This is a genomic window from Nocardia sp. NPDC006982 (assembly GCF_042869435.1).
In the GTDB taxonomy this organism is placed as follows: domain Bacteria; phylum Actinomycetota; class Actinomycetes; order Mycobacteriales; family Mycobacteriaceae; genus Nocardia.
The window spans coordinates 92,708-117,747 of record NZ_JBIAFV010000006.1 but is presented as its reverse complement, the minus strand read 5'-3'; the positions used below and the strand labels follow the sequence as shown (position 1 = coordinate 117,747).

Annotated in this window: 21 protein-coding genes; 20 read left to right on the top strand and 1 reads right to left on the bottom strand. The window is 66.6% G+C overall.

Annotated elements, in window-relative coordinates; all coding sequences use genetic code 11:
• The first annotated feature begins 8 nt into the window (after positions 1 to 8).
• The 20 genes from ACFYOW_RS24730 (at position 9) to ACFYOW_RS24635 (ending at position 23,613) form a co-directional block, all read left to right on the top strand.
• Complete coding sequence (locus tag ACFYOW_RS24730; protein ID WP_387291626.1) at positions 9 to 809, top strand: hypothetical protein; 801 nt, start codon at positions 9 to 11, stop codon at positions 807 to 809.
• Positions 806 to 2,257 (top strand): hypothetical protein, encoded by a 1,452-nt coding sequence (locus ACFYOW_RS24725; protein WP_387291624.1) that lies wholly within the window; start codon positions 806 to 808, stop codon positions 2,255 to 2,257. The genes ACFYOW_RS24730 and ACFYOW_RS24725 overlap by 4 nt, the downstream gene beginning before the upstream one ends.
• Positions 2,254 to 3,726 carry an SCO6880 family protein gene (locus ACFYOW_RS24720; RefSeq protein WP_387291622.1) on the top strand — a complete coding sequence of 491 codons (1,473 nt, stop codon included), beginning with the start codon at positions 2,254 to 2,256 and terminating at the stop codon, positions 3,724 to 3,726. The genes ACFYOW_RS24725 and ACFYOW_RS24720 overlap by 4 nt, the downstream gene beginning before the upstream one ends.
• On the top strand, positions 3,723 to 5,432 hold the full coding sequence (locus tag ACFYOW_RS24715; protein ID WP_387291620.1) for a hypothetical protein: 1,710 nt from the start codon (positions 3,723 to 3,725) through the stop codon (positions 5,430 to 5,432). Before ACFYOW_RS24720 ends, ACFYOW_RS24715 begins: the two co-directional genes overlap by 4 nt.
• 399 nt (positions 5,433 to 5,831) lie before the next feature.
• Complete coding sequence (locus ACFYOW_RS24710) at positions 5,832 to 7,724, top strand: acyl-CoA dehydrogenase family protein (protein WP_387291619.1); 1,893 nt, start codon at positions 5,832 to 5,834, stop codon at positions 7,722 to 7,724.
• A 48-nt stretch (positions 7,725 to 7,772) separates the two neighbouring features.
• Complete coding sequence (locus ACFYOW_RS24705) at positions 7,773 to 8,927, top strand: C40 family peptidase (RefSeq protein WP_387291617.1); 1,155 nt, start codon at positions 7,773 to 7,775, stop codon at positions 8,925 to 8,927.
• Positions 8,924 to 9,595, top strand: coding sequence for a hypothetical protein (locus ACFYOW_RS24700; RefSeq protein ID WP_387291615.1), 672 nt, complete (start codon positions 8,924 to 8,926; stop codon positions 9,593 to 9,595). The genes ACFYOW_RS24705 and ACFYOW_RS24700 overlap by 4 nt, the downstream gene beginning before the upstream one ends.
• Before the next feature lie 128 nt (positions 9,596 to 9,723).
• Entirely contained in the window at positions 9,724 to 10,125 is a 402-nt protein-coding gene (locus tag ACFYOW_RS24695; protein ID WP_387291613.1) for a hypothetical protein, read from the top strand.
• A complete protein-coding gene (locus ACFYOW_RS24690) occupies positions 10,122 to 11,201 on the top strand; it encodes a hypothetical protein (RefSeq protein ID WP_387291611.1) in 1,080 nt (359 codons plus the stop codon). Before ACFYOW_RS24695 ends, ACFYOW_RS24690 begins: the two co-directional genes overlap by 4 nt.
• 54 nt (positions 11,202 to 11,255) lie before the next feature.
• On the top strand, positions 11,256 to 12,164 hold the full coding sequence (locus ACFYOW_RS24685) for a hypothetical protein (RefSeq protein ID WP_387291609.1): 909 nt from the start codon (positions 11,256 to 11,258) through the stop codon (positions 12,162 to 12,164).
• An 83-nt stretch (positions 12,165 to 12,247) separates the two neighbouring features.
• A complete protein-coding gene (locus ACFYOW_RS24680) occupies positions 12,248 to 13,189 on the top strand; it encodes a hypothetical protein (RefSeq protein ID WP_387291607.1) in 942 nt (313 codons plus the stop codon).
• A gap of 13 nt (positions 13,190 to 13,202) precedes the next feature.
• On the top strand, positions 13,203 to 14,168 hold the full coding sequence (locus ACFYOW_RS24675; RefSeq protein ID WP_387291605.1) for a hypothetical protein: 966 nt from the start codon (positions 13,203 to 13,205) through the stop codon (positions 14,166 to 14,168).
• Between the two features lie 281 nt (positions 14,169 to 14,449).
• Positions 14,450 to 15,538: a hypothetical protein gene (locus ACFYOW_RS24670; protein WP_387291603.1), complete on the top strand. Its 1,089-nt coding sequence runs from the start codon at positions 14,450 to 14,452 to the stop codon at positions 15,536 to 15,538.
• Positions 15,539 to 15,585: 47 nt separating this feature from the next.
• The gene (locus tag ACFYOW_RS24665; RefSeq protein ID WP_387291601.1) at positions 15,586 to 17,445 is read left to right on the top strand and encodes a type IV secretory system conjugative DNA transfer family protein; all 1,860 of its coding nucleotides are present in this window, start codon (positions 15,586 to 15,588) and stop codon (positions 17,443 to 17,445) included.
• Entirely contained in the window at positions 17,442 to 18,323 is an 882-nt protein-coding gene (locus ACFYOW_RS24660) for a DUF4913 domain-containing protein (protein ID WP_387291599.1), read from the top strand. Before ACFYOW_RS24665 ends, ACFYOW_RS24660 begins: the two co-directional genes overlap by 4 nt.
• Positions 18,320 to 19,258 carry a hypothetical protein gene (locus tag ACFYOW_RS24655; RefSeq protein ID WP_387291597.1) on the top strand — a complete coding sequence of 313 codons (939 nt, stop codon included), beginning with the start codon at positions 18,320 to 18,322 and terminating at the stop codon, positions 19,256 to 19,258. Before ACFYOW_RS24660 ends, ACFYOW_RS24655 begins: the two co-directional genes overlap by 4 nt.
• Positions 19,255 to 20,190, top strand: coding sequence for a hypothetical protein (locus ACFYOW_RS24650; protein WP_387291595.1), 936 nt, complete (start codon positions 19,255 to 19,257; stop codon positions 20,188 to 20,190). Before ACFYOW_RS24655 ends, ACFYOW_RS24650 begins: the two co-directional genes overlap by 4 nt.
• Positions 20,191 to 20,457: 267 nt before the next feature.
• A complete protein-coding gene (locus tag ACFYOW_RS24645; protein WP_364346774.1) occupies positions 20,458 to 21,321 on the top strand; it encodes an MBL fold metallo-hydrolase in 864 nt (287 codons plus the stop codon).
• A gap of 82 nt (positions 21,322 to 21,403) precedes the next feature.
• Entirely contained in the window at positions 21,404 to 22,060 is a 657-nt protein-coding gene (locus ACFYOW_RS24640) for a GNAT family N-acetyltransferase (protein WP_387291593.1), read from the top strand.
• A gap of 80 nt (positions 22,061 to 22,140) precedes the next feature.
• A complete protein-coding gene (locus ACFYOW_RS24635; protein ID WP_387291591.1) occupies positions 22,141 to 23,613 on the top strand; it encodes a flavin-containing monooxygenase in 1,473 nt (490 codons plus the stop codon).
• On the opposite strand, the gene ACFYOW_RS24630 is transcribed toward ACFYOW_RS24635, so the two are convergent.
• Entirely contained in the window at positions 23,614 to 24,969 is a 1,356-nt protein-coding gene (locus ACFYOW_RS24630; RefSeq protein ID WP_387291589.1) for a cytochrome P450, read from the bottom strand.
• Positions 24,970 to 25,040 lie beyond the last annotated feature (71 nt).

Sequence of the window (25,040 nt, the reverse complement as noted above, 5' to 3'; positions counted from 1 at the left end):
ACCAGATCATGAAATCCCATCGCCTGCTGATCATCCTGCTCGCCGGAATCACCGCCGTCGTAATCGCCGCATTCGTGCTGACGATCACCAACGACCGCGGATCCCGCGATATACCAGCAGATCCCGGCCCCACCACAGCTCCGACCGAGCGAACCTTTCCTGACCTGCCGCCGAGCACTTCACCGCCGACCACGGATCTGTTCGGCAATCGCCTCGAGGTTCCGCACGACGAATCCGGTGTCGTCCTTGCGCAAATCCCCTCTGATCGGGCCGACCGCACCCGCCCGTACTACCTGACCACCGCGCCCGCGCGGATGCAGTGGCAACGCGGCTGGGGTGGAGCGGCATTGCCAGTCTCGGGCAGCGACGGACCGGCCCGGATCCAGGATGGGATCGCGACCGGATTCGCCCACACACCCCAAGGCGCGGCGCTGGCCGCGGCCGACGCGCTGGCCCGCGCACTAGCCGCCCCCGAGGCCGTATGGCAGAAGGTTGTGCGCGAACGTTATTTCGGCGGCGGTCAAGCGCTGCTGGATCGCTTCGCTCGTTCGCGCGAGCGCACCCACGACGCCGCCCGATACGTCGTGGTCCCCGACGGCGTCCGAATCCAGCCCGGCTACCGAGACGACCTCGCAATCGTGCAATTCGCCAACCGCGACAACCTCGGCTACACGATCTCGACCTGGCCGATGGCCTGGATCGACGGCGACTGGCGCGTCCGCGTTCCCGACAACATCGAAACCCTCTGGGGACCAGGCACATCCACGACGACCCTGACCGAGTTCGGCTCATGGAAGTCCATGTCATGAGCCGGGCTCTCCTCCTCGCCCCGGCTGACGCTTCGATGCCGTGGCGCTCGCAGCTACCGGTACCCGACGTCTGCGACATGCCATTGGGTCCTCAACAGGCATGCGAACAACTCGGGCAAGCCGCCACCGACGCGGCCAGCTCCGTCCTCGACGACATAACAACCAAATTCGGTTCGGGCTTCGGCGATCTGTTGCGGTTCGTCATGACCTGGTGGACAGCGCTGCCGTCACCGCAACTCACCGACAACCAAGAACAGCCCGGAACGACGTTGTCCGGGATCCGCGAATACACCAGCGGCCTGCAGGTGCTGCTACTCACCTGCGGAATCATCTTCGCCGCCGCACGCCTGGCATTGGCCAAACGCGGTGGCGTCGCGGGCGAAGCACAGGAAAGCTTCCTGATGCTGGCCCGAGCCGTTTTCGCCTCGATGGCCTTCGCCGCCATCATCACCGCCGGAACCCGGGCCGGTGACGCCTTCGCAGAATGGGTGCTCTTCGACGCGTCCCGCGGCGATGCACACAACATCGTCGCCGCACTGGCCCAGTTCGATCTCGAGCACGACTCCGGATTGGGCACCGGGGTCCTGCTGGTGCTGTTCCTGCTCGGGATCATCAGCATGCTCATTCAGCTGGTGATGCTGGTGCTGCGGCAAGCCCTGCTCATCCTGGTCGTCGCCGTCATCCCCCTCGCCGCAGCCGCGTCGGGGACCGGGCCGGGATCCCAGGCATACAAGCGGCTGCTGAGCTGGTCGCTGGCGTTCGTGCTGTGGAAGCCGGTCGGCGCGTTGGTCTACGCGATCGCGTTCACCGTGGCCGGGCGCGACCAAAAGGACCCACAGCTAGTGCTGCTGGGCCTGATCTTGCTGGTGATGACGGTGGTCGTCTTGCCCGCACTGATCCGATTGGTCGCCCCCGCGGTCGCGACACTCGGAAGTGGCGGTGGCGCGGCGGCTGTGTTGGCCGGAGGCGCGGGCGGTGTGGCGATGGCATCGCTAGGTGATCGCTCAGGCGGCCGCAAGGTCAGCGAGGGAGAGAACGCACCCGGCGGCGGAGGGGCATCCAACGGTTCGTCATCACCTGGCGGTGGTCCGGGTGGCGGTGGCGGCGGTGGCCGTCCGATGTCCGGTGGAAGCGGCGACAGCGGTGCCTCAACCTCCGGAGCGGCGAGCCCGGCCGGCGGTTCGAACGGCGGTGCGGGCGGTGGTGCACGGTCCAGCGGGGGCGCAGCCGCGCAGTCATCGAGCACGCCCGGTGCATCCGGCGCGGGCAGCGGTGGCGGGCAGGCGGCTGCTGGCGGTGCCGGGATCGCCGGTGCGGTGGTGATGGGTGCTCAGATGGCCGCGGACATGGCGCAGCGGGGCGTTTCGACGGTCGACAGCCAGACCCGTGATGCGACAGCGGGTGGGTTGGATCCGGATGCGTTGGGGCCGGGGGAGGTCCGGCGATGACTACGCGCATGTATGGCCGCTGGGAACGCCCCCGCTCGGCCGGGTTCTTTGGCCTGACTTGGGGTGTGTCCATGCTGGGCTTGGGCTTGATCATCATGGTGATGCTCGGGTTCATGATCACCCGATCGCTGTCGGTAGCCGCCGGTCTCATCATGGCCGCGGCGCTGGTGTTCACCCCCTTGGCCATCACCCGCAATGGCCGCACCGGCTGGGAAATGGCGTTGTTGCGGGTGCAGTTCGCCGCCGCCCGCGCCCGCGGTGAGCACCTCTACCAGGCAGGTCGCTTCTCGAAGATCCCGGGCATCGCGAAACTGCCGGGGCTGCTGGCTGATTCGCGGCTGTCGGAGTATGAGACCGCGGGCGGGAAACGTTTCGCGATGCTCCATATCCGACGCATCGACCATTACACCGTCGTACTACGGGTCATTCCGCGCGGCAAAGAGTTGGTCGATCAATCCCAGATCGACGCCTGGGTGCAGGGATACGGGCAATTCCTGGCCACCCAAAGCCGCGGTGGGGAAGTGGTCGGGGTGACCTCGGTGCTCGAGAACGTCGTCGAAACCCGTCTGAAACAGGCCCGGGAAGTCGCCCGCTTGGTCCGCCCCGACGCCCCGGCCTATGCCAAAGCGGTGATGCGGGAAGCCGCCGCCGACATCGGCGGGGTCGGGGTCCGGATCGAAGCCCGCATCGCGATCACCTACCGCGCAATCGGCAAAGGCCGCATCCGCCGCGACGAGGCCGAGCAGGCCCGCGAGATCGGGCAACGCCTGCAAGGCGTGCTGTCCCAGCTCGCCCGCGCGGGTCTTCCGGCGACACCGCTGCAGGCGTGGGAACTGCTCGGGTTGGTGCGTACCCGCTACGACTTGGCCGCCCAACGCGACGTCGAAGCCGCGGGCCCGGACATCACCGGCACGCAGTCGTGGGACTCGGTCGGGCCGATCGCGCACCAGGACCGCTGGGATCACTACGTTCACGACGGCGCTCGCTCGATCACCTGGGAGATGGATGCCGCACCGCGCGGCGCGGTCATGGAAACGGTGCTCGAGGAGTTGCTGCGCCCGCGTGCGGACGTGCCACGCAAGCGGGTGGCGATCGTGTACCGGTTGCATTCGGCGGCCGAGGCCACCACCCTGGTCGACTCGGACTTCCGGGACGCGGTCGCGGCCGAGCAGACCGAACGCGGCATCGCCTCGGCGTCTGCGCGTATCCGGGTCGCCAACACCCAAGCCTCCCGTGAGGAGCAAGCACGCGGGGCGGGCTTGACCCGATTCGGGGCGTTGGTGACCGTCACCGATCACCTCGATGGGGACCTGCCCGGCATCGAAGCGTCGGTCAAGGGGATGGCCGCGGCGTCGCGGCTGGGGGTGCGCCGCTGTTACGGCAGCCAGGCCGCCGCGTTCGCCGCGTCGCTGGGAATCGGGTTGATCCTGCCCGAGCACACCTCCATCTCCAAGAGGGTGTCGAATTGAACGGGTTCAGCCGCAAGTCTTCTCGGCTCGTACGCACCGAAACGGTCGCGGGTGTGCGGGTGCTCACGCCGGGGGCACGCGCCGCGACCGAGACGGTCGCCGCCCAGCCCGGTCTGCGCGGTTGGCGGGCACGGTGGGCGATATCGAGCGATGATCATCGCCGCACCACCGCCGCTCGCCGCGCGCAGGAGTTGGTCGGCGAGGGCTTCGACCGATCGCCACTGCCGTTGTCCGACCGCGGATATCGCGGGCGCGGCGGCGGCCGCGCCTCGGTGGTACCCAGCACACCGGAATGGCGCGCGACCACCGTGCAAGTCGCCGGGTTGTGGCCTTTCAGTGTTGGTGCCAGCGCCCCCACTGTCGGCACACCTGTCGGGGCGCACTACATCACCGGCGCCCCGGTGCATTTCGACCCGATGTCGTGGTTCCTCAAAGGGTTCATCACCTCTCCGATCGCGTTCGTGTTGGGCCTCAATGGTTTCGGTAAATCCAGCCTGATCCGGCGGATGGTGACCGGTGCGGTCGCGGCTGGGGAAGTGGTGTTGTGCATGGGCGACACCAAACCCGACTACCGAGACCTGGTGATCGAACTCGGTGGTCAAGTCGTCGATGTCGGCTACGGGCACGGCACCATCAATCCCCTTGATGTCGGTGCGCTCGGCTCGGCCGTCGAGCAGCTCACCGACCCCGACCAGCGCCGCCAAGTCACCGCCCGCGTCGAAGCCGGACAGGTCAACATCGTCGCCGGTCTCATCGAACTGGTGCGCGGATCACGGGTGGCCGACTACGAAGAAGTCCTGCTCGCGGCTGGTCTGCGCGAACTCTACAGCCCCACAGGCGGATTCACCTATGAACACCCGCCGCTGCTGTCGAACCTACTCGACGTCATCTCTGGTGGCGGAGCGAAATTACGCGAGTTCGCCGAAGAAGACGACGCCGCCGCCTACCGGTCCAGCACCAAAACCCTGCGCCGCTCGCTGCGCGCGCTGGTCGAGGGACCCTTCGGTGCGATCTTCAACGGGCACACCACCACCCGCCTGAACCTGGCCAGCCCGGCGGTGTGCGTGGATGTCTCCCGCATCCCTGAAGGCGACACCAAACTGCTCGCGGCGGTGCTAATGGTGTGCTGGAGCGAGGGATTCGGCGCCGTCGCCGCAGCCCACGCGCTCGCCGATGCCGGGTTGGCCCGTAAACGCACCTACGAGGTCGTCATGGACGAAATCTGGCGGGTGCTCGGAGTCGGGGAGTTCATGGTCGACCGAGTCGATGCCCTGACCAGGCTAAACAGGCCCATAGGTGCGGGATTGATCATGTGCAGCCACACGATCAAAGACCTCACTGCATTCGACTCGGTTGCCGCACAAGCCAAAGCGCTCGGCTTCTTCGAACGAGCACGCGCAAAAATCATCGGCCCGGTCGGGCCGGAGGAGACCGACCGAATACGTAATGCGGTCGGTCTCACCGACACCGAGAAACTGCTCGTCACCTCCTGGGCTGCGCCGCGTCCGCCCAGCGACGACGACCTCGATCCCACGCGTCGTGAAACCCCGCCCGGCACTGGCTGTTTCCTGCTGAAGACCGGCGAGGCCAACGAGCCAGGAATTCCGTTCCGTTTGGAATTCACACCGACCGAGCGTGCTGGGGATGTGCACAACACGAACCGGCGCTTCGATGACCTGCCCGGTGCGGGGGAGGCGAGCAGGTAATGGGTGGTGCTGTCGTGTCTGGCCGTCGCCGTGCAGGGGCGGTTGCTATATGCGATTTCCCGATCAGTTTTCACCAGCCATCGGCGCCATTGGACGCAGCGAACGGGAGCACACGACGTCCGGAGACCAACGCGCACCGCGCAGCTCAAGCACGGATCCAAAGCCCCAGTGCCACAGCTACTACCGCTTCACTGACGGACACCTCGCCGGCCTCCGAGCACTCCCACATATCGAACAAGGCGCCCAACCGAGGAGAGGACACCACCCAAAACCGCTGAGAACAGCGATGATCCGCGCCGGTTACGACGCGCGAAGCGCAAACGACCCCCGGAATCTGCAACCAGCGAACCGACCCAGCCCCCTAGCGCCAGCACCGGATGCGCACGAGAAAGGCACATCATGACCATCACCGACCCGCCCAGCCTGGATGTTGACACGTGGGACACCCCACGTCACCAGCAGCTCGACCCCACTACCAGAGCGCTTCGGAGAGCACTGTTCGGCGAGAACCGCGCCCAGCACACGCGGGTGCGCACGGCAATGATCGGACTTGGCGACCACCCGATCCCCGGTTCGACTCATGACGCCGAGGTGTATCGCAGCTACGCCATGTTGCGTCGAATCGTCGATGACCTCGGAGGGTCCTCGCGCAGTATCGCTGCCGACCCGGCCCTGCTCGGCGCGGTATTCGATTGGGCAGCGGTTGCCGCTCCGCGCCTGCTGCCCTTGTTGTCGGGGCACTTCCGCCTCGTCATCGGCGGTATCGAGACCCTGGGCGACGGCACCCTGTATCAGCAGCAGTGCCTGGCCGAGCTCGACCGCGCCGACGCTATCGGCGCGCTCCTGCACACCGAACTCGCGGGCACCAACGGCACCGACATCCAGACTCTGGCGATCCGCCAATCCGACGGAACATTCCTGCTGCGCACACCAGTCGGCGGAGCAGTGAAGTTCATGCCGAACGTCGCCGAGGTTGGTGTCCCGAAAACAGTGATCGTCACCGCACGCCTGCTCGTCGACGGCGTCGACGAAGGGATCTCTCCCTTCCTGCTGCGGCTGCGCACGAGCGCAGGACTTGCCCCGGGTGTCCATGTTGCCCGTCTTCCGGAGAAGGCCTGGGCGCCGATGGACAACGCGATGATCTTCTTCGACGATGTCGTGGTCCCTGGTGATGGCTTCCTGGGCGGGGATTGTGCCCGCTTCGTCGGTGGCCGCCTGGTGTGCGAGCTGTCGCTCGGGCAACGGTTCCACCGCACTATCAGCCCCCTGCAAAACGGTCGCAGCACCCTCGCCAGCGCCGCGGTCGCCGGTGCCCGCGCTGGGATGGCGATCACCTGGCACTACGCCCGCCAGCGCCGTCCCGGCCACGGGCCCTGGATGAGCGAACGCGACGCCGTCCTGAGCGATATGACCTCCGCCGTCGCACAGGTCTATGCCATGACCGTCCTTGCGCGCGACGTGCGCGACCATTTCAGTGATGCCGATGCCACCGGATCAGTGCGGGCCATGCTGGCCAAACCGATCATCTCCAACACCGCGCTGAATGTGCTGTCGGTCTGTCGCCAGCGCTGCGCCGCCCAAGGCGCGCTGCGGGTCAATTACCTCACCGATTGGGCAGGAAACGTCGAAGGCATCATCACGGCCGAAGGCGAGAACCAGGTCCTTCAGGTCACGACCGGCAAACTGGCCCGCCAAGTCGCGGCAGGGCGCGCACCGAGTCACATGGACATCGTCGGACTGCAAGTCTGCGAACCACCAACTCAGCATCCCTGGTGGCGACAGATGCTCCTCGACCGGGAAACCACACTGGCCATCTCCGCTCGCTCCGGTGAAACCCGCCCCGATGCGCTGGGCGCCGATTCCGCCGCAATCGAGCTGTCGACCGCGACAGCGGAACGACTCGCCGCCGACTCGCTACTGTCCGCCGCCGAACACACCCCCGATCGGCGGGCCCGAGCGCTACTGGAAGCCGTCGCTGCCGTCTACGGCTTGGAGCGAGTGCGCGCGAACGGCAACTGGTTCGCCTCCCACCACCTGCTGACCCCCGAACTCGCCAACCGAGTGGACGCCGAACTCACCACACGCCGCCGCGAACTCGTCCCTCGTCTGACTCTGCTGGTGGATGCCTTCGACATCCCGCCACTGCCCGCACCCATCGCCTCCGACAATTACGAGCTGTCCTGGCTGCGATACGCCCACTGGGAACAGCTGGCGCATCAACAAACCCCAGCAGTAACCGGACACCAACAGCGCAAAACCGGTGAGACAAACCATGATTCGCCCACCTCATGACAACCAGAGACGAAACGCGTTGGCGATATCCCGCAGTGATTGACCTGCATGGATACCTCCTCGCGAGCGGTGGCCGCGACCGCGCTCGGGCTTCCAGTGGCGCTGCTGCTGTTGTTGCTGGTGATCATCGGCGCCGACCCGGCGCTGACCTGCACAACCCAGGTATCAGGGGGCGGGGCGGCGGGAGTTGGGGGCGCGACCGGTCAGTCGGTGGCGGGACTGTCGGAGCGGCAGTTGCAGCTGGCGCGCGATGGCGTGGCGATCGGCAAACAACGCGGGATGGGCGAGTCGGTGATCATCGCCGAATTAGCAGCCCAAGCCACCGAGAGCACGTTCCGGAATCTGGCCAACCCGTCGGTGCCGGAGTCGTTGAACTATGCCAACGACGGTCTCGGCTACGACCACGATTCGATCGGCCCACACCAGATGCGCGCCAGCGTCTGGGGATCGGTCGGCATCGGCAAGCTCATGGAGCCGGTGTATCAAATCAACTGGTTCTACGACCACGCTCAACAACTCGGTGCCACCGCCGAGCGGATGTCGCCAGCCGAACTCGCGCAGGCGATCGAACAGTCGGCACCGAACGCCTATGGGGCGCAACTGGAATTGGCGCGGCGACTGTACGGGTTGTTCGCCGATATCGACCTCGCCTCGATGCCCCGCACCGCGGCCGGGTCGCCCGCGGCGGGATGCGGGACGGGCTCGGGTGCACCGTTGCCGGCGCAGGCGAGTGCGTTCGGGCGGGCGGTGATCGAGTACGCCTCGCGCTGGATCGGCACCCCGTACGTGTGGGGCGGCGGCGACACCACCGGCCCGACCAGCGGCGGGTTCGACTGCTCCGGGCTGACCCTCTACGCGATCTACCAAGCTTCCGGTGGCCGGATCCGCCTGCCGCACTACACCCAAGCCCAACAGGACCATCCGAGCGCGCGAGCGGTGCCGTTCGCGGATCGGGCACCGGGGGACCTGATCTTCTTCACCGCTCCGGGAAAGACGGATTCCCATCACGTCGGCATCTACTACGGCCGTGTCTATTCCGGCCCCGACGACAAGACCGGCACCGAGATGCTGCTGCACGCACCCCAGAGCGGGCAAACCGTCACCCTGACCCCGCTCAGTGCCTGGGACGAACACCCGGACGTGCGCCGCTACGACGTTCCCACCACCCCAACCCCCGACACCACCCCGGGAGGCCGAACATGAACAACCCACCAAACCCTCTGAGCCCGCAGCGACCTGGCGTCACGCCGGAGATGGTCGTGCGCGTGCGCGCGGTCGAGCTGCACGGTTACACCAGCACGCGCCAGTTCGATCGCGTCGCTAGCCAACACGGGTTCACCGACCCGGGCGGTTTTGAGCGGTATCTGACCGCGTTGCTGGTCGAAGCCGGGATCGACTACGAAGGACTGCGCCAGATCGAGGCCGCCCGCCGCGTCGCGCATCAACGACTGGTGGTGAGGGCGGCGCGGGGGCCACGGCTGATGTTGTGGTCGGCCGCCACCATGACCACCTTCACGGTCTGCCGCGCCGACGGACGAGTCATCTGGCACGATCTGTTTGCCCGCGACACCGTGCTCGGTGACGGTTCAGCGGCTGCGGAAGCCTCAGCGCGACAAGCGATCTGGATCGCGGAGCAGGCCCGCGCCCAGTGGGGCGCCGAGGCCGCGACCCTGCATCTGATCTTGGCGCGCAGCCGCGGCGTCGATCTGGAAAACCTGCACCGCGATGCCGCGACCGCCGGCCTGGTTCTGGACGTGGTCACCGATCCGGTGCACAACCCAGCCGCCGAACAATGGCAGCGCCGCGAGGTCGTCGACTGGCACACCACAGACCTCGGTGGCCTGATGCACCCACTCAGGGCCTCGGCATGACCCGCACGATATTGCTGACCGTGGTGGTCGCTTTCGCCACCTCGAGTGCAGGGTGCGCTGCGAATGCGCCTACCCCCAGCGTGGAACCGCCCTGCCGTGCAGCGAATTTCGCGGCTCCCTTTTCTGTGGTGGATCCGTGTTCGGCCGAATCGGTTCTGACCGCGGCGGTTTCGGCTGTGTTCGGGTATCGGCCGAGCGAGGACCCCGATCAGCGGATGGCGTTCCGGTCGGCACGCACGTTGATGGATCCGGTGTTCGCGCAGCGCGCCGAGCCCGCGGCCCTGGTGTGGGCGCCGGTGAGCGTTACGCAGTGGCAGCGGTGGCGCGCCGACGCCACCACCATCGCGGTATCGGCGCGTGTGACCAGCGACGACCACCCGGCCGACGCCGCCACCACCGTCAGCCGCGTGCTCGCCGTCGAACTCGAACCCCGCAATGAGGCGCCGATCAGGTGGGCGGTGTACGCGCAGGCAACCCGAGCCACGGCGGGATCGGCGTGGTTGCTGTCGGGAATGGAGGTTGTCTCATGAGTGGAGATCCCGTCGAGGAATCCAGCCAAGGGATGCGGCAGGGTTTCGTTCAAGCCTTGCAGACCGCGCACACCACTGCTGCTCTGATGCGGGGACGTGGTGGGGAATCACGATCGAGGGTGGAGTCCGAGCAGCGGATACGCCTGGCCGACAACAAAGAGTTGCGGTCGGTCATCGAACACCACCAGCGCGTGTTCAACGCCGGACAAGCAGCGGAGTTGGCGCGGGAACTGAACATCGCCAAGGTCGATGAAGTGCGTGCCCGCATCGATCGTGGCGGGGAAATGCACGAGATGGAGCAGTGGATCAAGGAACGGCAAGCCGAACGCGCCGATGCCGACCTCGACCGCCGCGACGCAGCAGGCGACCTCGAACGCGAGCAGAACATCGAAATCCACGAGTGGAAGGTCGACGCCTACGCCAACCGCGAGACCCGCGCCGCCGAGCTGCACGAGCTCGACGTCGAATACAAGAACCTGCTCATCGAGAGCCGCCGCCGCGCAGCCGGTTTCAGCGACACCCTGACCGCGCACGGAGACTCCGGCGAAGCGATGGCCTCGGCCGCGGCGTTCGCCTCGGCCAAGGGTGCCGAGGGGTTGTCCGAGGAGCTCGACGATGAGTTCGACGCTTACGCCGAACGGTTCGTCGAGGACACCGGCAGCGACTACAGCGACATCATCGACGCCGAGATCATCGAAGACTTCGACGACCCCGACGTGACGGCGGCACCGCCGAGCCAGGCATCGGCGCCAGCGATCGAGAACATCGTCGACGCCGACATCATCGACGACTTCGACGTGACGGTGGCACCGTCAAGCCAGGCGTCGACGGTAGCGATGGACGACATCATCGGGCTCACCGAGGAACTGAGTTTCACCACCCACCTCAGCCATGAGTTCGCAGATCTGGCTGGCGACCCGGACACCGACGCGGACGCGGGCTCGGACATCGGCGATGCGGTCGATGCCGCCGGACTCACCGGCGAGGCCCTGGCCGAGGACATGGATTTCGGCCCCGAAGTAGATCCACCCGCGCCGCACGTGTCGCCGATCTCTGATCTAGGGATGCAGCGGTGACCGCGACAACGACAACAACCGTGGTGGCTTCTGCTGCAGGTGGGAGCCGGTGAGATGGATACACCGACCGGCCTGCAGGCGCATCTGCTCAAAGCCGTCCAGAACCTCGCCTACGACAACCACCAGACCCTTCAGCGCGCACGCCACACAGGTCCCACCAGCCCACCGCCAGAGGTGGTGGCGCAGTTGGGCATCAGCGACCGGTCCCGCGAACAGCTCGAAACGGTCGGGTTGGCGGTGGGGGTGCCCAAGGCGTGGATCGACTACGCCCGCGCCGCCGGGGAACGCGGCAGCCAATGGAAGCCGGGGCAGGTGATGCTCGGGTCCGGACAGGTCCAGCGCAGCGAACTCACCACGGCGCTGGGCCGGGAAGTCCGTGACCTACAGGACATGGCCGGTATCGCCGCCGCACACACCCGCCACGCCGAACTCGACAGCGATGCGGTGGCGCGGTTTCGGCGAGTCATGGGAATGACCTGGCAGCGCCTCGGCGCGGTCGCCCACGCACTTGCCTTGAGTGAAGAAGAACGCCACCAGGTGTGGCAACGCGGCCACCAGCATTGGTCAACCGCGGTCGCCGAGCAGGTCCGCGACCACAGCGATCAGCAGCTGACAGCACGGTGGAATGAGGTCGCGGGCTGCGATTTCACCGCGGTCGCGATGCCGGTGATCGTGCTGCAAGCCACCGGAATCACCCACGACGACATCGCCGCACAAATGCCGGTGTCCCCGGACCACATGGTCGAACTCGTCGTCGACGCTCTCACCACCGCCGACCGCGGTCCTGTCGCACCCATAGTGACCGACCCGGACCGCGCACCCGAAGCCGCCGCGATCAACGCCGCCATCGAGGCCGCCGGGTTGACCGGTGAGCTGCCCACAGCCCTCGGGCCCGCCGAGGGAGCGACCGAATCAGCGCCCGCGACCGCAAGCGCCGACCTCGACCACGGGCACGAGCCATGACGTCCGCTCTCACAGCGGTGGTCGCGCTGCACGATCCGAAAACGACTGAACACCAACCCTTTCCAACAGAAAGGCACAAGCACATGAGTGAACCGACACCGGAGGTGGAGTACCTGCCCAGCTGGAAGCTGCGGCTGCTCGAACGCATCCAGGACAGCGCCGCCGACCATGCCTGGCTGCTAAGACAGGGCTACCCCACCTATGAGCCGCACTACGGCAGCGGGGAAATCCCGCTGCAGAACTGGCGCACTCACCTGCGCGCCCTGGAAGCCGACCGCGAAGAGATCGCGACACACGCCCTCGCGGTTGGTATCCCGTCCTCGGCTATCGATCGGGCATACGCAGTAGGTCAGCGCGGACTGAGATGGGCCGACAGCGTGTGGTCCCCTCTCAAGCCCCGCGGCGAGGACGCGGTGCGTGCCCACATGGTCGAAGGAGTTGCCGCCGACATCTGGCAGCTCGAACATATGGCGGCGATCGCTGTCGAAAGGCGATTCGGCCGACCGCCGAGCCGCATTCAGCATTCACCCGACGCCACCGAAGTCGCCCAGTACGGGCGCAACATGGCCGCGTTGTGGAACCGCGCCAACAACGTCGCGCACGCGATCGAGTTGACCGCCCACGAGCGCGCCGAGCTGTGGGGCCGTGACGAGGCGGGCTGGCTCAGGCTGACCGCGGTGACCGTGCGCTGCTACAACGACGCCGCTCTGATGGAGCGGTGGCGCGCCTACGCCTGGCCCGGTATCGAACACGAGGCCCGCCGCAGCATCGACACCCTGCCCGTAGGTCAGGTGGCGGGGGATGAGAAGGGTGCGGCGCCACCGACTCCGTATGTACTCATCGACCGCGCCACCGAAGCCCTCACGGTCACCACACCTGCTGAGGAGGCCGCGCGCGCCGACATTGGTGATGCGGTCGACGCCGCGCTGCCGCCGGATCCCGTTGCGGCATGGGACGACGAAACGGGCATCGAACCCGATGCCCGTCCACCCGAACCCGGCTCGTCGCCCGGTCACGAACTGTGAAGGCGCGCAGACGATGACGACCCCGGAATCGGAATTCTCAGCACCGCAGACAGTGGCGCAGTGGCAATCCCAACTGCTGCTACGCATCCGGCTGCTCTCAGCCGAGCACACCCGCATCCTCGACGCCGGGTGGGAGAACTTCGAGGCTCTCACCACCGACGGCGACCCCCAGCAGGCGTGGCAAACCCATCTCGATGGGCTCGAGGCCCAACGCGAGCAAACCGAACAGACCGCGCTGACCGCCGGAATCGAACCAGCCTGGATCGCGGATGCTCGTGAACTCGGCATCGCCAGCACCCGCCCACGCGTGGATGCCGGGGTGCGGGCGAACCCGTCACGTGACAACGCCGCCCAGGACTTCTACATGGACATGCTGCATCTGGACTTGTGGCATCTCGAGCGGATGGCTGTTCTCTCCGCGGCCCGCGCCGACCGCATCGCCACCGGACGGTGGAGCTTTGGCACCAATCCCCTTGCCGCGGCGCAGTTCGCGCAGAACATGCAGCTCTACCACCAGCGCCTCACTGCTTTGGCGCATGCCGCGGAAATCAGCACCAGCGAAGCCGACCAACTCTGGGGAGCAGATGCCGAAGGGAGCCGACGACGACATGCGGTCCACCTCGAAACCTACGACGAACTAGCCCTGGTCAACGAATGGAACTCCTACGCCACAGTCCGTGGCGACCTCGCGATCCCGCCCTATGTTCCCACCGACCCCGCTACCGGCACCCCCATCGCTGGCGCCGAGGTCAGCCCGCCGACACCACAAGACATGATCGCCGCCGCCGCCGTTTCCCTGCGGGCCGAATTCGTCGGCGCCGCCCTCGGCCGCGAGGGCGAACTCGACCCGGCCGCGATCACCGACGCCGTCGACGCCGCCCTCCCCGAGGGCGAGCACACCTGGGAAGCCGAACTCGACTACAGCGACCACGTCAGCGACCCACCATCACCTACCGACCTGGGGTTCGACCCGTATTAGAAGACCTTCGAGAAAAGGGGCACGCCACCGACGATTGATTTCACCTGACGAGCTCGTTTCACGCGCTGATGTCGACGCACTGGTCACGGGTACTGACCGGGACGTTCGAAACCGCACTGCCAGGGGACATCCGAATACCGCCGCACCGACCGTCGCATGACGGTACGCGGTCCACGCTTCCCTCACCGGAGGTCGACGATGTCTGACACCACACCCGATTCCGTCATTCCGCGAGACGACCGACGACGGCACGGTCGTCACAGTGATCGGCGGGAGCAGCGATGAGCTGGCCCGACCCGCGACACGCAACCACCGATCCCGCCTACTACCACGACGCCGCCAACCGCACCGAAGCCCAAATCCGGGCCGATTTCACCCGCTACTACCAACTGCGCGAGATCGCCCCGCACGGCGAAACACCCGCCCAGCAGCGGGAATTCGCCGCCCAAGCCGATGAGTTGGCCGCACGATGGGGTCGCCACGAATCCGTCGAGCACCGCACCCTGTGGGCACAACTACAAGCCGCGGTCGCCGGGTGGGAAGCGCGCCCGGAATCCACCCGCCGTGCCTACGACCGCATCACCCGATCTGTCGCCGACGGGGACCTCGAGATCGATGCCGTGGTGGGCCGCAATTTGCGCCAGGCCGCCGAAATCACCGGCCACATTGAAACTTTCACCGCAGGCTCCCACCACGACGGCGCCCGCTGGCGACCACCGGACCGCACATTTGGGCGCGAAGCCGAGCGTGGCAGCTTGCTCGACCGAGCTTTGGGTGGGAGCGCACCGGTCCTGACCAGCCTGGCCGAGGTCGACGCGATCATCGCCGAAACCGATCAGCTCCTCGACGCGCAGGAAGCCACCGGAGACCTCGACACCGGCCGTGACGAACGCCTCGCCCGGCAGAGGGCGGCACTGCGGCAACTGCAGGACTCCACTGCCGAACACACCCGCCTGGTGGAGGTCTGGCCCGATTCACCCGAACAGGGCCAGGCCCACATCGCGCGGCTGGAATCCCTGCTCGATGACGCCCGCGCCGCCCGCGTGGACGCCGCCCTGACTGGGGCACCAGTCGCCGACATCGAAGCCGTCATTCACGCCGGACGCGACGGCACCTACTGGCACGACCACCCCGGCAACTTGCGGGTGCTCAGCACACCCACGGGCATGCACCAAGGGCTGAATCCAGTGCCAGCGCTTGGCGACCCGGCCGCACCGGAACCGAGCACGGACCCCGGCGGCGCCGAAATCGAGGAAGCCATCGGCGCCGCCCTGCCCGAGGCCGAGGTCGGCGAGTGGAGCGATACCGAGGTGAGCGAAGAACCCGCTATGGCCCCCGCAGTGGGCGTCGATGCCGACATGTCGCGGTGAAAACCGTTTCCTTCCAATTCTTTTCACTCTCTCCCAAGGAGTTGATCATGATCTCGACCAGAGAGACTCGCCGCCGCACCAAACGCGGACTGGGCGAGGAAACCACACTGCTGCTGGCGTTTCTGGCGTTGGTCGCCTTCGTGCTGTCGTTGTGGGCGGCGTTGAGTCTGGGCAGCTGGTGGGCTGGACTGCCGGTTACCCGCCACCCGGTGACCGCGCTGCTACAGGTTGTCCTAGGCCAGCATCCCTGGCCCTGGCAGGCCAGTGTCCTGGCCGTCGTGTTCATCGCCGCTGCCGCTGCGCTGGTGGTCGTGTGTTGGCGAACGTTGTTCGCGGGCAGCGAGATCGACGCTGCTGCCCGCACCATGCAACGGCCAGCCGACATCGAGATGGCTCGAGCCCGCGACAACGTGATCGCCAACCGGCGGCTGCTGCGCGACGCAGATCCGCAGATCCAAGCGCTCAAAGGGCCACCACTGGGGAAAACGGTGATCGGTGGTGTGGAGCTGTACGTGCCTGCCGAACTCGGGGTGACGATCGCCGCGGGAACACGCACCGGCAAAACCATGGCGTGGGCGATACCGGCGGTGTTGTCGGCGTGGGGACCGTGCCTGGCCACCAGCAACAAGCCAGATCTCTACCGGCACACCGTCTACGGGCGCGAACAGCGCGGCCAGATCTGGTTGTGTGATCTGCAGGCGGTAACCGGCCATGTGGAGTGCGGGTTCTGGGTGGACCTGCTCGCCCAAGTGAAAATCCTGCCCGCTGCCCGTAAGTTGGCGGGGTTCTTCGTCGAGGACGCGACCGGCGACAACGCACGCGTCGATGCCTACTTCGACGGCGGAGCACGCGAGCTACTCGCCTTGTATGTCTTTGCTGCGGCGTGCGCGGGCGGGGACCTGATCCACGCAGCCGAATGGCTCGGTCGCGACCAAGACCAGACCCCCGCACTGATCCTGCGCCACTACAACCACGCGCGCGCCGCCGAGCGGATCCTGGAAGCCCAAAGCCTGTACGCGCGACAGCGTGACGGCTTGTTCGACATGGCGCGCCGATTCTTGAACGTGCTGTCGGACGAGGGCTACGCCCGGCTGGTCACTCCACCGCGACGGCTGTTGCTGGCGGCGCGGGAGGACACGGACAAGAAGACCGGCACACCCCGCATTGTCATCGAGAAGACCGAACAAGCACCGACCCATGATCTGCCGGAGTTCATACCCACTGAGTTCGTCACCTCGACCGACACGCTGTATGCGCTGTCGATGGCCGGGCCGGACGGAGCCACACCACTGACCTCCGCGTTGGTCGGCCAGATCCTGGAAGCCGCCCTCGACGCCGCCCGCGCCCGCCCGGACGGACGGCTGGCCGTGCCGCTGCTCGGTGTGCTCGACGAGGCCGCCAACTGCGCCCGCATCGCCGAACTTCCGTCGTATTACACCTACGCCGGCGGCTGCGGAATCATCCTCATCACCATCCTGCAGGTCCTCGAGCAGGGCGAAGACCTATGGGGCGCCAACGGTCTGAAAACCATGCGCGCCCAATCCATCGAGGTCTACGGCGGCGGCATCGCCGCGACCGACTACCTCGAACACTGGTCAGCCATGGCAGGCCCCCACGATGTGGCTGAGCGCTCCCGCAGCCACGGCGCCCAGGGCATCAACAGATCCCTGTCTTGGCGCGCTGAACCCATCCTTGATGTCGCCTTGTTGGCGGCGTTGCCGAAAGATCGTGCGCTGGTGCGTCTTCCGAACCACGGGCCGGTGGTGGTGCGCAAGATCTGGTGGTCCGACACCGAATACGCGCCCCTGATCCAGGCATCGCTGGCGCGGTTCGATAAAGCCGCCGACCAGATCACGCTGCCCGCCAGCGACATCACCGACGGCGCGGCGGGCGGTGAGCAGCCGTGACCGCGCCAACTGCGGCGAAGAAGCCGCCGATGCCGCCAAGCTACACCCACTTCACCGAATTCGCCGAACGCTGGTTGTTCCCGTTCGTCACGGTTCGGCTGGCCGAAGCCAACCGGGAGAACACCTACACCTGGTGCAGCAAGTGGTGGGCACACCGCCCGGTCGCGGTGCGGATCGCGCACCTGCATGCCGCGTTCGAAGCGCAGCGCCGCGCCGGTACAGGTAATGGGTTCAGCACGTTCGTGGGCTCCCATGTCGATGCCCACGTCAAAACCATGCTCGACGCCGCCAACGGGCCCCTGCACCGCTGCACCCGCACCACCCATGTCGCAACATCGTCCTTGCCGTTCGACCCGGTCCCGGCCGGGTGGTTCAAATCCACCAAGCCAGCCGGCGGGCAAGCCGGGGGCAGCGATGCGAAGGGGGAGAAGAAGGGGCCGCCGCCGCGGTTCGCCCATTACAGCGAGTTCGTGCAGCAGTGGCTGCTGCCGGTGACCGCGGTACGTCTGGCGGGCAACGGCCGTGAGGGCCAATTCACGTGGTGTCGCCAGTGGTGGCGTCACCAAGGCGTGACCGTTCGCTTCGCCGGGCTGCACAAGGTGTTCGAAGCCGCCCGCCACGCCGAGGACAAATCCGCGATGAGCAGCCTTTTCGTCCGCCACATCGACCCACACCTGCGCCACATCCTCGACGCCGCCAACGGACCGCTGTTCCGCTGCACCCCCGACACACACATCGACACCCCCGGCGTGCCTGCGGCACCGATCCCGGCCGCCTGGTTCGGTGCCCCCGGCGCGAAAACACCCATCGAACGCCTCGGGTTCGGCCCCGACTTCCGAGCATTCGGCGACCTCAGCGTTGATGGGGCCAAGTCGTGACGGCACCGACGCGAGCACAGGTGAGGGTACTGAAATCCCTGCAGAACCAGACGGTGGTCCTGAACCAGATGGTCGTTACCGCCACCACGCGTCAGCAGCAGACCGGTCAACCCCCACCGGAGTCGTGGTTCCGGGACTATCAACCCCGCGCGATCGCGCGTGAGGAACTGATCAACGCGGCCTTTGCCGGCGGGGTGCCCCGTGCGTGGATCGACCACGTGCCCGAACGCGGCGACCGCGGAATCGGTTGGCGCGCCGACCTATACCTGCGTGCTCCCGAGGCGACCGATTGGGAGCGCATCCTCGGTGACCTCGATGCGGACGTACAGCGGCAGCGGGAATGGCTCGCGCTCAATGCCGCCTGCAACACGATCAGCCCAGCCACCGACAGCGCTGCCGCTCACGATGTCGACCGCAACCTGCGCGCCCTGCACCACCGGACCAACGGGGTAGCCAACCTGCTCGGCCTCACCACCGAACAAGGCCATCAACTCTGGGGCGACGCCTGCGACTGGGCCCACTCCGCGGTCGAGATGCTCGATGATGTCCCCGCCGAACAGCTGACCCAGCGCTGGCAGCAGCTCGCGCGCACCGACACCCGCGCCTACGCACTGCAAGCCCACGCACTCGCCGCCGCTGGGATACCGACCTTGACTGCGGCAGCGTTGCCCTCCCACGCAGAGTTGGTCCCCGCGATCAGAGCTGGGCTCACACTCCCACAGCCACTGTTTCGGGCGGCCGTCACGACCGGTGAGGACATCGACACCGCGATCGACGCCGCAAACCTCACCGTCGACGGTGAGGTTGATGTCGAAACCGGTAGTGCAGCAGCGATGTTCAGCGATGGACCCACCACCCACGCGTGTGTCTACGAACCCGTGGCAGACATCGGTGCGCCGCAGCTCGTGGCGCCGGGCGAGGGATACGAACCATGACCACGCCCGGATCAGGCACGCGCAGCGGGGATATCCCGCCCGAGCAGGCGGTGCTCCTGGCCCGCATCCACCAGTTGGCCGCCGCCGCCAGCGGACTACGGCACGCCGACCATACCGCTGACCCAGTTAGCACGCCCAGCACACCGGTCCTCGAGCAGCTCGCCGCGATCGACCGCGACCGCGACCTGACCGAGATCACAGCCCGCGCCAACGGTGTGCCCGCGAGTTGGGTCGATCTCGCCCGACGGCTCGGGCACACCGGCCGGGCATGGAGCGATGACCAGTTGCTCCCGACACCGCGGCCGGTGGCCGTGCGCCGAAGCATCCAACGCGTCCTCGACGACACCGGCCAATTGGCCGAGATGGCCGCGATCACCGTTATCCGCGAGCACCTGCTCACCGCCGCCGGGCTCACCGCCGAGCCGGACCCTGTTGCCGCACAGCAACTCCGGCGAAACATGCAAGCGCTGTGGACCCGCGCCACCGCCACGGCCACCTCGATCCGCATGGGCCGCACCGAGCGTGCCCACGCATTCCAGGCCGCAATCGGTGCGGTGGACGCCCATGTCGAACGCTACCGGCACTACAGCCTCGACGAACTGGACGCACAGTGGCGCACCCACACCACGACCGCCATCGCCGATGGCGTGCGGCGCTCACTGAAAAGCCTGCGCCGCACCGACCGCACCACCACCCCCAGCAGCGACGCCGAGATCGAGAAACCGCCGACACCGAACGCCCTGCTCGACCACGCCCACCGCAGCCTCGGCACGACAAACACCGATCACACCCAGGCCGGAGCCGAGATCGACGCCGCGGTCACCGACGCGATGCCCGATGCGGCGACTCACGGCTGGGACACCAGCACCGATGTCCGCGACAGCGCCGCCACCGCCGTCCACGCGCATCCGGAGGCCGGACCCGATCCCTAGCCGATCCGCAAACCGAACGTGTTGCCCACCTTCGATTCTCACCGGAGAGGAGCCCATGCACACACCCGACGACGGTGTCACCGCCGACGCCGCCACACAACACACAGCAACTGCGTCGACCCGTGCGCTCTCGCCATGACCCGCCCGCCCAGCCGTCGAGATTCAACCCGCCCGAACGCCCACCGCCGGGTAGGGCATCGCCGCACTTTCCGCACCTTCCGGCGCCGACCACCAACAACGCCTCCCTCGCGATCAGGAGACCGATCCATGACCCTCAGCCTCGACCACTACACCCGCTCCGCCACCATCCACCGACACCAGCTCGGCGAGCACCGCATCACCTACCTGCCCGACGGTGTCGCGCTGCTCGAACCCCAAGCCTGGCTGCCGGCCTGCGACGACCAGATCTGGGCCGAGCATGCTCATCTGATCAACGCCGACGGCTACCTGGTCGCCAGCGTCGGTGCGCTGCTGGTCGAATACGGCAACCGCGCCCTGCTCATCGACGCCGGATTCGGGCCACTGGCCGTACCGACACCGTTCGGGCTGCTACGCGGCGGACAGCTCCTCGACAGCCTCGCCGCAACAGGCAAGAGCACCGCCGACATCGAAGCCATCGCGCTCACCCACCTGCACCTCGACCACATCGGCTGGCTGTGGCAATCCACGCCCGGAACCACGACCAGTCCGTTCGCCGATATCCCGGTCCTGATCGGGGACAGCGAATGGGAACAGCGTGACCTCTCTTTCGCCGATGGCGCCAGTCCCGAGATGATCGAGGTGTTCGCCGCGCAAGTCCGCACCATCGGCGACGGGCAGGAAATCTTCCCCGGCGTCCACGCCATGGCCACACCCGGTCACAGCCTCGGACACCTCGCCTACACCATCACCTCACCCGGCCACCGGCTGATCGCGTTCGGCGACGCCATGCAAACCCCGCTGCAGATCACTCACCCCGAGCTGACCGCCGCCGTCGATGACGACCCCGCCGCATCCGTGGCCACCTGCCGTCGACTCATCGACGAACTCTCAGCGCCCGGCGTCCTCGGCTTCGGCATGCACTTCGCCGACGTCCAACTCGGCCGAGTCACCGGTCGTCCCGACGGCGCACCAATGTGGCAGCCGAAATAGACACGTGCCCAGCCACATTCGACGGCTCGCGCGCCAACAGACTCCAAAACCTTTCCACACCAACACATCTAGGGAGACAGCTATGCAACCGACCCCCCGATCTGCCGGTATCACCGTTCATGTCCGTCCTGCCGGTAGCCGCGCCGAGCTGCGCGAGTTCACTCGATGGCATCGGCTCGCCGGTGTGCCACAAGCACGCCAGGCCGGACGCAACCTCGTGGATGTGAGCGACGCGGGCATCCTCTCAACCGGGCTGACACGCAGCTATGCACATTCGGTGCACAACGGCAGCACGCCCGGCAGCGTGCCGACGGTGCTGGCCGCGCGCACGATGGCACTGGTCGCCCTCGCCGACGGCCGCCCGATCGGCGGCCTGTCCGCTGGGCCCTCGTTCTTCGTGTGCGCGCAGATCGCTGCCCTCGGTCCTGCGTTGGCCCTGCAAGCCGCGCTGACAACGATCAAGATCCACGCGCTGGCAGTCCAGCCCGGCTACCAGCGCCACGGAATCGGCACCGTGTTGCTACGCCACGCGCTCACCACCGCCCGCAATGCCGGAGCCCGCATCGTGTACGGCCAATTCGACACCAGCTCTTCAGGAGTGGCCGCGTTCTATCGCCATTCCGGCATAAACCTGTCCGAACCCGGCGCACCACTGGACCTGGACGCGCTCATCGATCTGCCCGCCATAATCGCGTCGCTACCAGGGGAGACCCTGTTTCATCAGGTCATGAACCAGTGAGCAGCGCATCAGATTGCTCGGTAGAGGCGAAACAGATTCCAGCCACCACCAGACCGGTGTCCGATCTTGTGGATCTTGAGGTGGCTGTGGTGGGGGCGGGCTTCGGCGGGATCGGCATGGGTGTGGCGCTTCGGCGTACCGGTGTCGAGCGGTTCGCGATCTTCGAGGAGGCCGACGACCTCGGCGGCGTCTGGCGCGATAACACCTACCCCAACTGCAACTGCGACGTTCCCGCCCACTTGTATTCGTTTTCCTTTGCGCCCTACCGCAACCGGCGCATCAGGTATCCAGGACAGCCCGAGATCCTGAACTATCTGCGGCGGGTCGTGCTCGAGCAGCGGCTTGCGCCGCACCTACGGCTGGGCACGGCGATCCGCGACGCCACTTACCGCGAAGACCAGGGACGTTGGGAACTGATCACCGAGTCCGGACAGGCGGTGCTGGCCGATGCCGTGGTCTTCGCGGTCGGGCAATTACACCGCCCCAATATTCCCGACATCCCAGGCCGAGCCGAATTCACGGGAGCGGCATTCCACACCGCCCGCTGGGACCACACCCAACACCTGAGCGGACGCGACGTCGCGGTGGTCGGCACCGGATCCAGCGCCGCCCAGATCCTGCCGAGTCTTGCCGCGACAGCACACCACGTGCGCGTCTTCCAACGCACACCGCACTGGGTACTGCCCAAACCCTCCACCGAGTTCGGCCCCATCACGCGCACAGCGCTGCGACTACCCGGCGCTCACCGCCTTTACCGGCAAGCGCTCCACCGCGGTGGCGATCTCGTGCTCGCACCGATCATGCGCCGCGGATGGTCGGCCCGCCCGGCCGAATGGGCGGCTCGCCGCTATTTGCGGCGACAAATCCCCGACCCGGCACTACGCGCGAAGCTCACCCCCGACTACCCGATCGGGGGAAAACGCATCATCCTCGACAACGACTACTACCCGGTGCTGACCCAACCCAACGTCGAACTGATCACCGCGCCGATCACCCGCCTGACCCGCGATGGTCTCGACACTGCCGACGATGCACACCACCACGCCGACGTTCTGATCTTTGCCGCGGGGTTCAGGGCATCAGAGTTCCTCGCCCCGATCATCGTGCGCGGCCGAGACGGACAGATGCTGCACGAGCGATGGCGTTCGGGTGCCTCAGCGTTCCACGGATTGGCAGTGCCGGGGTTCCCGAACGCCTACCTCCTCGCCGGACCCAACACGTTCAATCCCGCGGGCAGCAACCCGACGATGAAGGAACACCAAATCGACTTCATCATCCAATGCCTGCGCTGGCGCGACGAAATCGGCGCGACCGCAATCGAAGTCGACGACCAAGCGATGCAAACCCACCAACGGTGGATGCACAAAGCCATCGCCGAAACCGTCTGGCCAGACGCGGGTCCGAGTTGGTACAAGGACCCCAGCGGGGCCGTCACCAATCCCTGGCCCGCCACCGCGCGGCGCTTCGACCAGATGCTGCGCCGCCCGCCCGCGGAATCCTTCCACGCGGTGCCGGCCCGTGTCGATATTCAAAGCGGGCACACATGTAGTTGATCAGTCGACGAGTGCGACTTGTCTTGTGGTCACTCGCATTTGCACGTCGTCGGGTACCGGTACCTGCGTCATCGACATCGAGATCGGTCGCTGCGTCGGCGACGACAGTCGCCACCGACCGGTGATTGTCGCCAATGCGAGCGCGGCCTCGATCAACCCGAACTGCTCGCCGATGCATCGGCGAGCACCGAGACCGAAAGGGATGAATGTCTTGCGGTTTTGGTGCGGGTTGGTGTCTATCCAGCGGTCAGGGCGAAACGCACTCGGGTCCTCGTATGTCTGGTCGCTGCGATGAATGACGTACGGGCTCACCGCGATCTTCGTCCCGGCCGGAAGCAACATGTCGCCCAATTTGGTGTCCGCCGTGACCTGTCGAGTCAGCACCCAGGTCGGTGGGTAGAGCCGAAGGGTTTCTGTGATGATTCTGTTGGTAAGTGGCAGCGAGGGAAGGTTCTCGCGCGTCGCTGTGCGCCCACCAAGGACCGAGTCGACCTCCTCGTGTAACTGCTGCTGCACTTCGGGGTGTCGGTCGAGCAGGTACAACGCCCAGGTGAGGCAGCCAGCGGTGGTCTCGGCACCGCCCAAGAAGAACGTGAAGACTTGGTCGATCAGCTCGGCGTCGGTGAACTGTGCTCCGTCCTGTTCATCGCGGGCTTCCAGCAATGCCGACAACAGATCGCCGCGGTCTTTTTGCTCGGCGCGTCGTTCCGCGATGACGGATGCCGCGAGTTGCCGGACGCGGCGGGCGGTGGCGTCGTAGCGCCGATTGCTGGGAGTGGGTAGGCGATTGATGATGGCGGGCAATACTGTCCGCCGGAACAACCCGTGCGCGATCGTGCTCAGATCTGTGGCAAATTGGCGAATTTGTTTGTCGGACAGCGACGTTGAGAATATGGCCTCTGTCGCAACTCGGAAGGTCATGGCCGATAGATCGACGCCTAGGTCGATGATCTGGCCGTCGTGCCATCCCTGCACCGTGGTCTCGATCGACCGAACCATGCTCTCGACATACGACGGGAGTCGATCGGAGCGGAACGCGGGTTGGCAAAGGCGACGCTGCCGACGGTGCTTGGCGTGTGGACAGCTGCCGAGTCCGTCGCCGGCGATCTCTCGGGACCGGTCATAGAAAGGCCCTCCCTTGTCGTAGAGCTTGTCGTCGACGAAGACCTGCGATGTCAGGTCCGGATCGGAGACGAACACGACAGTGTCTGCTGCGAGCTGGATTCGGCACATCGGACCGAGCTCGGGCAGAGAAGAAAGTAGTTCGAGGGGGTTTCGCATCAGCTTCAGACCATGTCCGATCAACGGCAGGCCACCCGGAACGAGAGGGATGCGGTCGAGGTCTGACTTTTCCACGTTCAAAGAGGATCCCCCTTCATCAGCTGACTACTCCCCAGTGAGCGCAGTGCTGCATTCGCCAGCAAGCA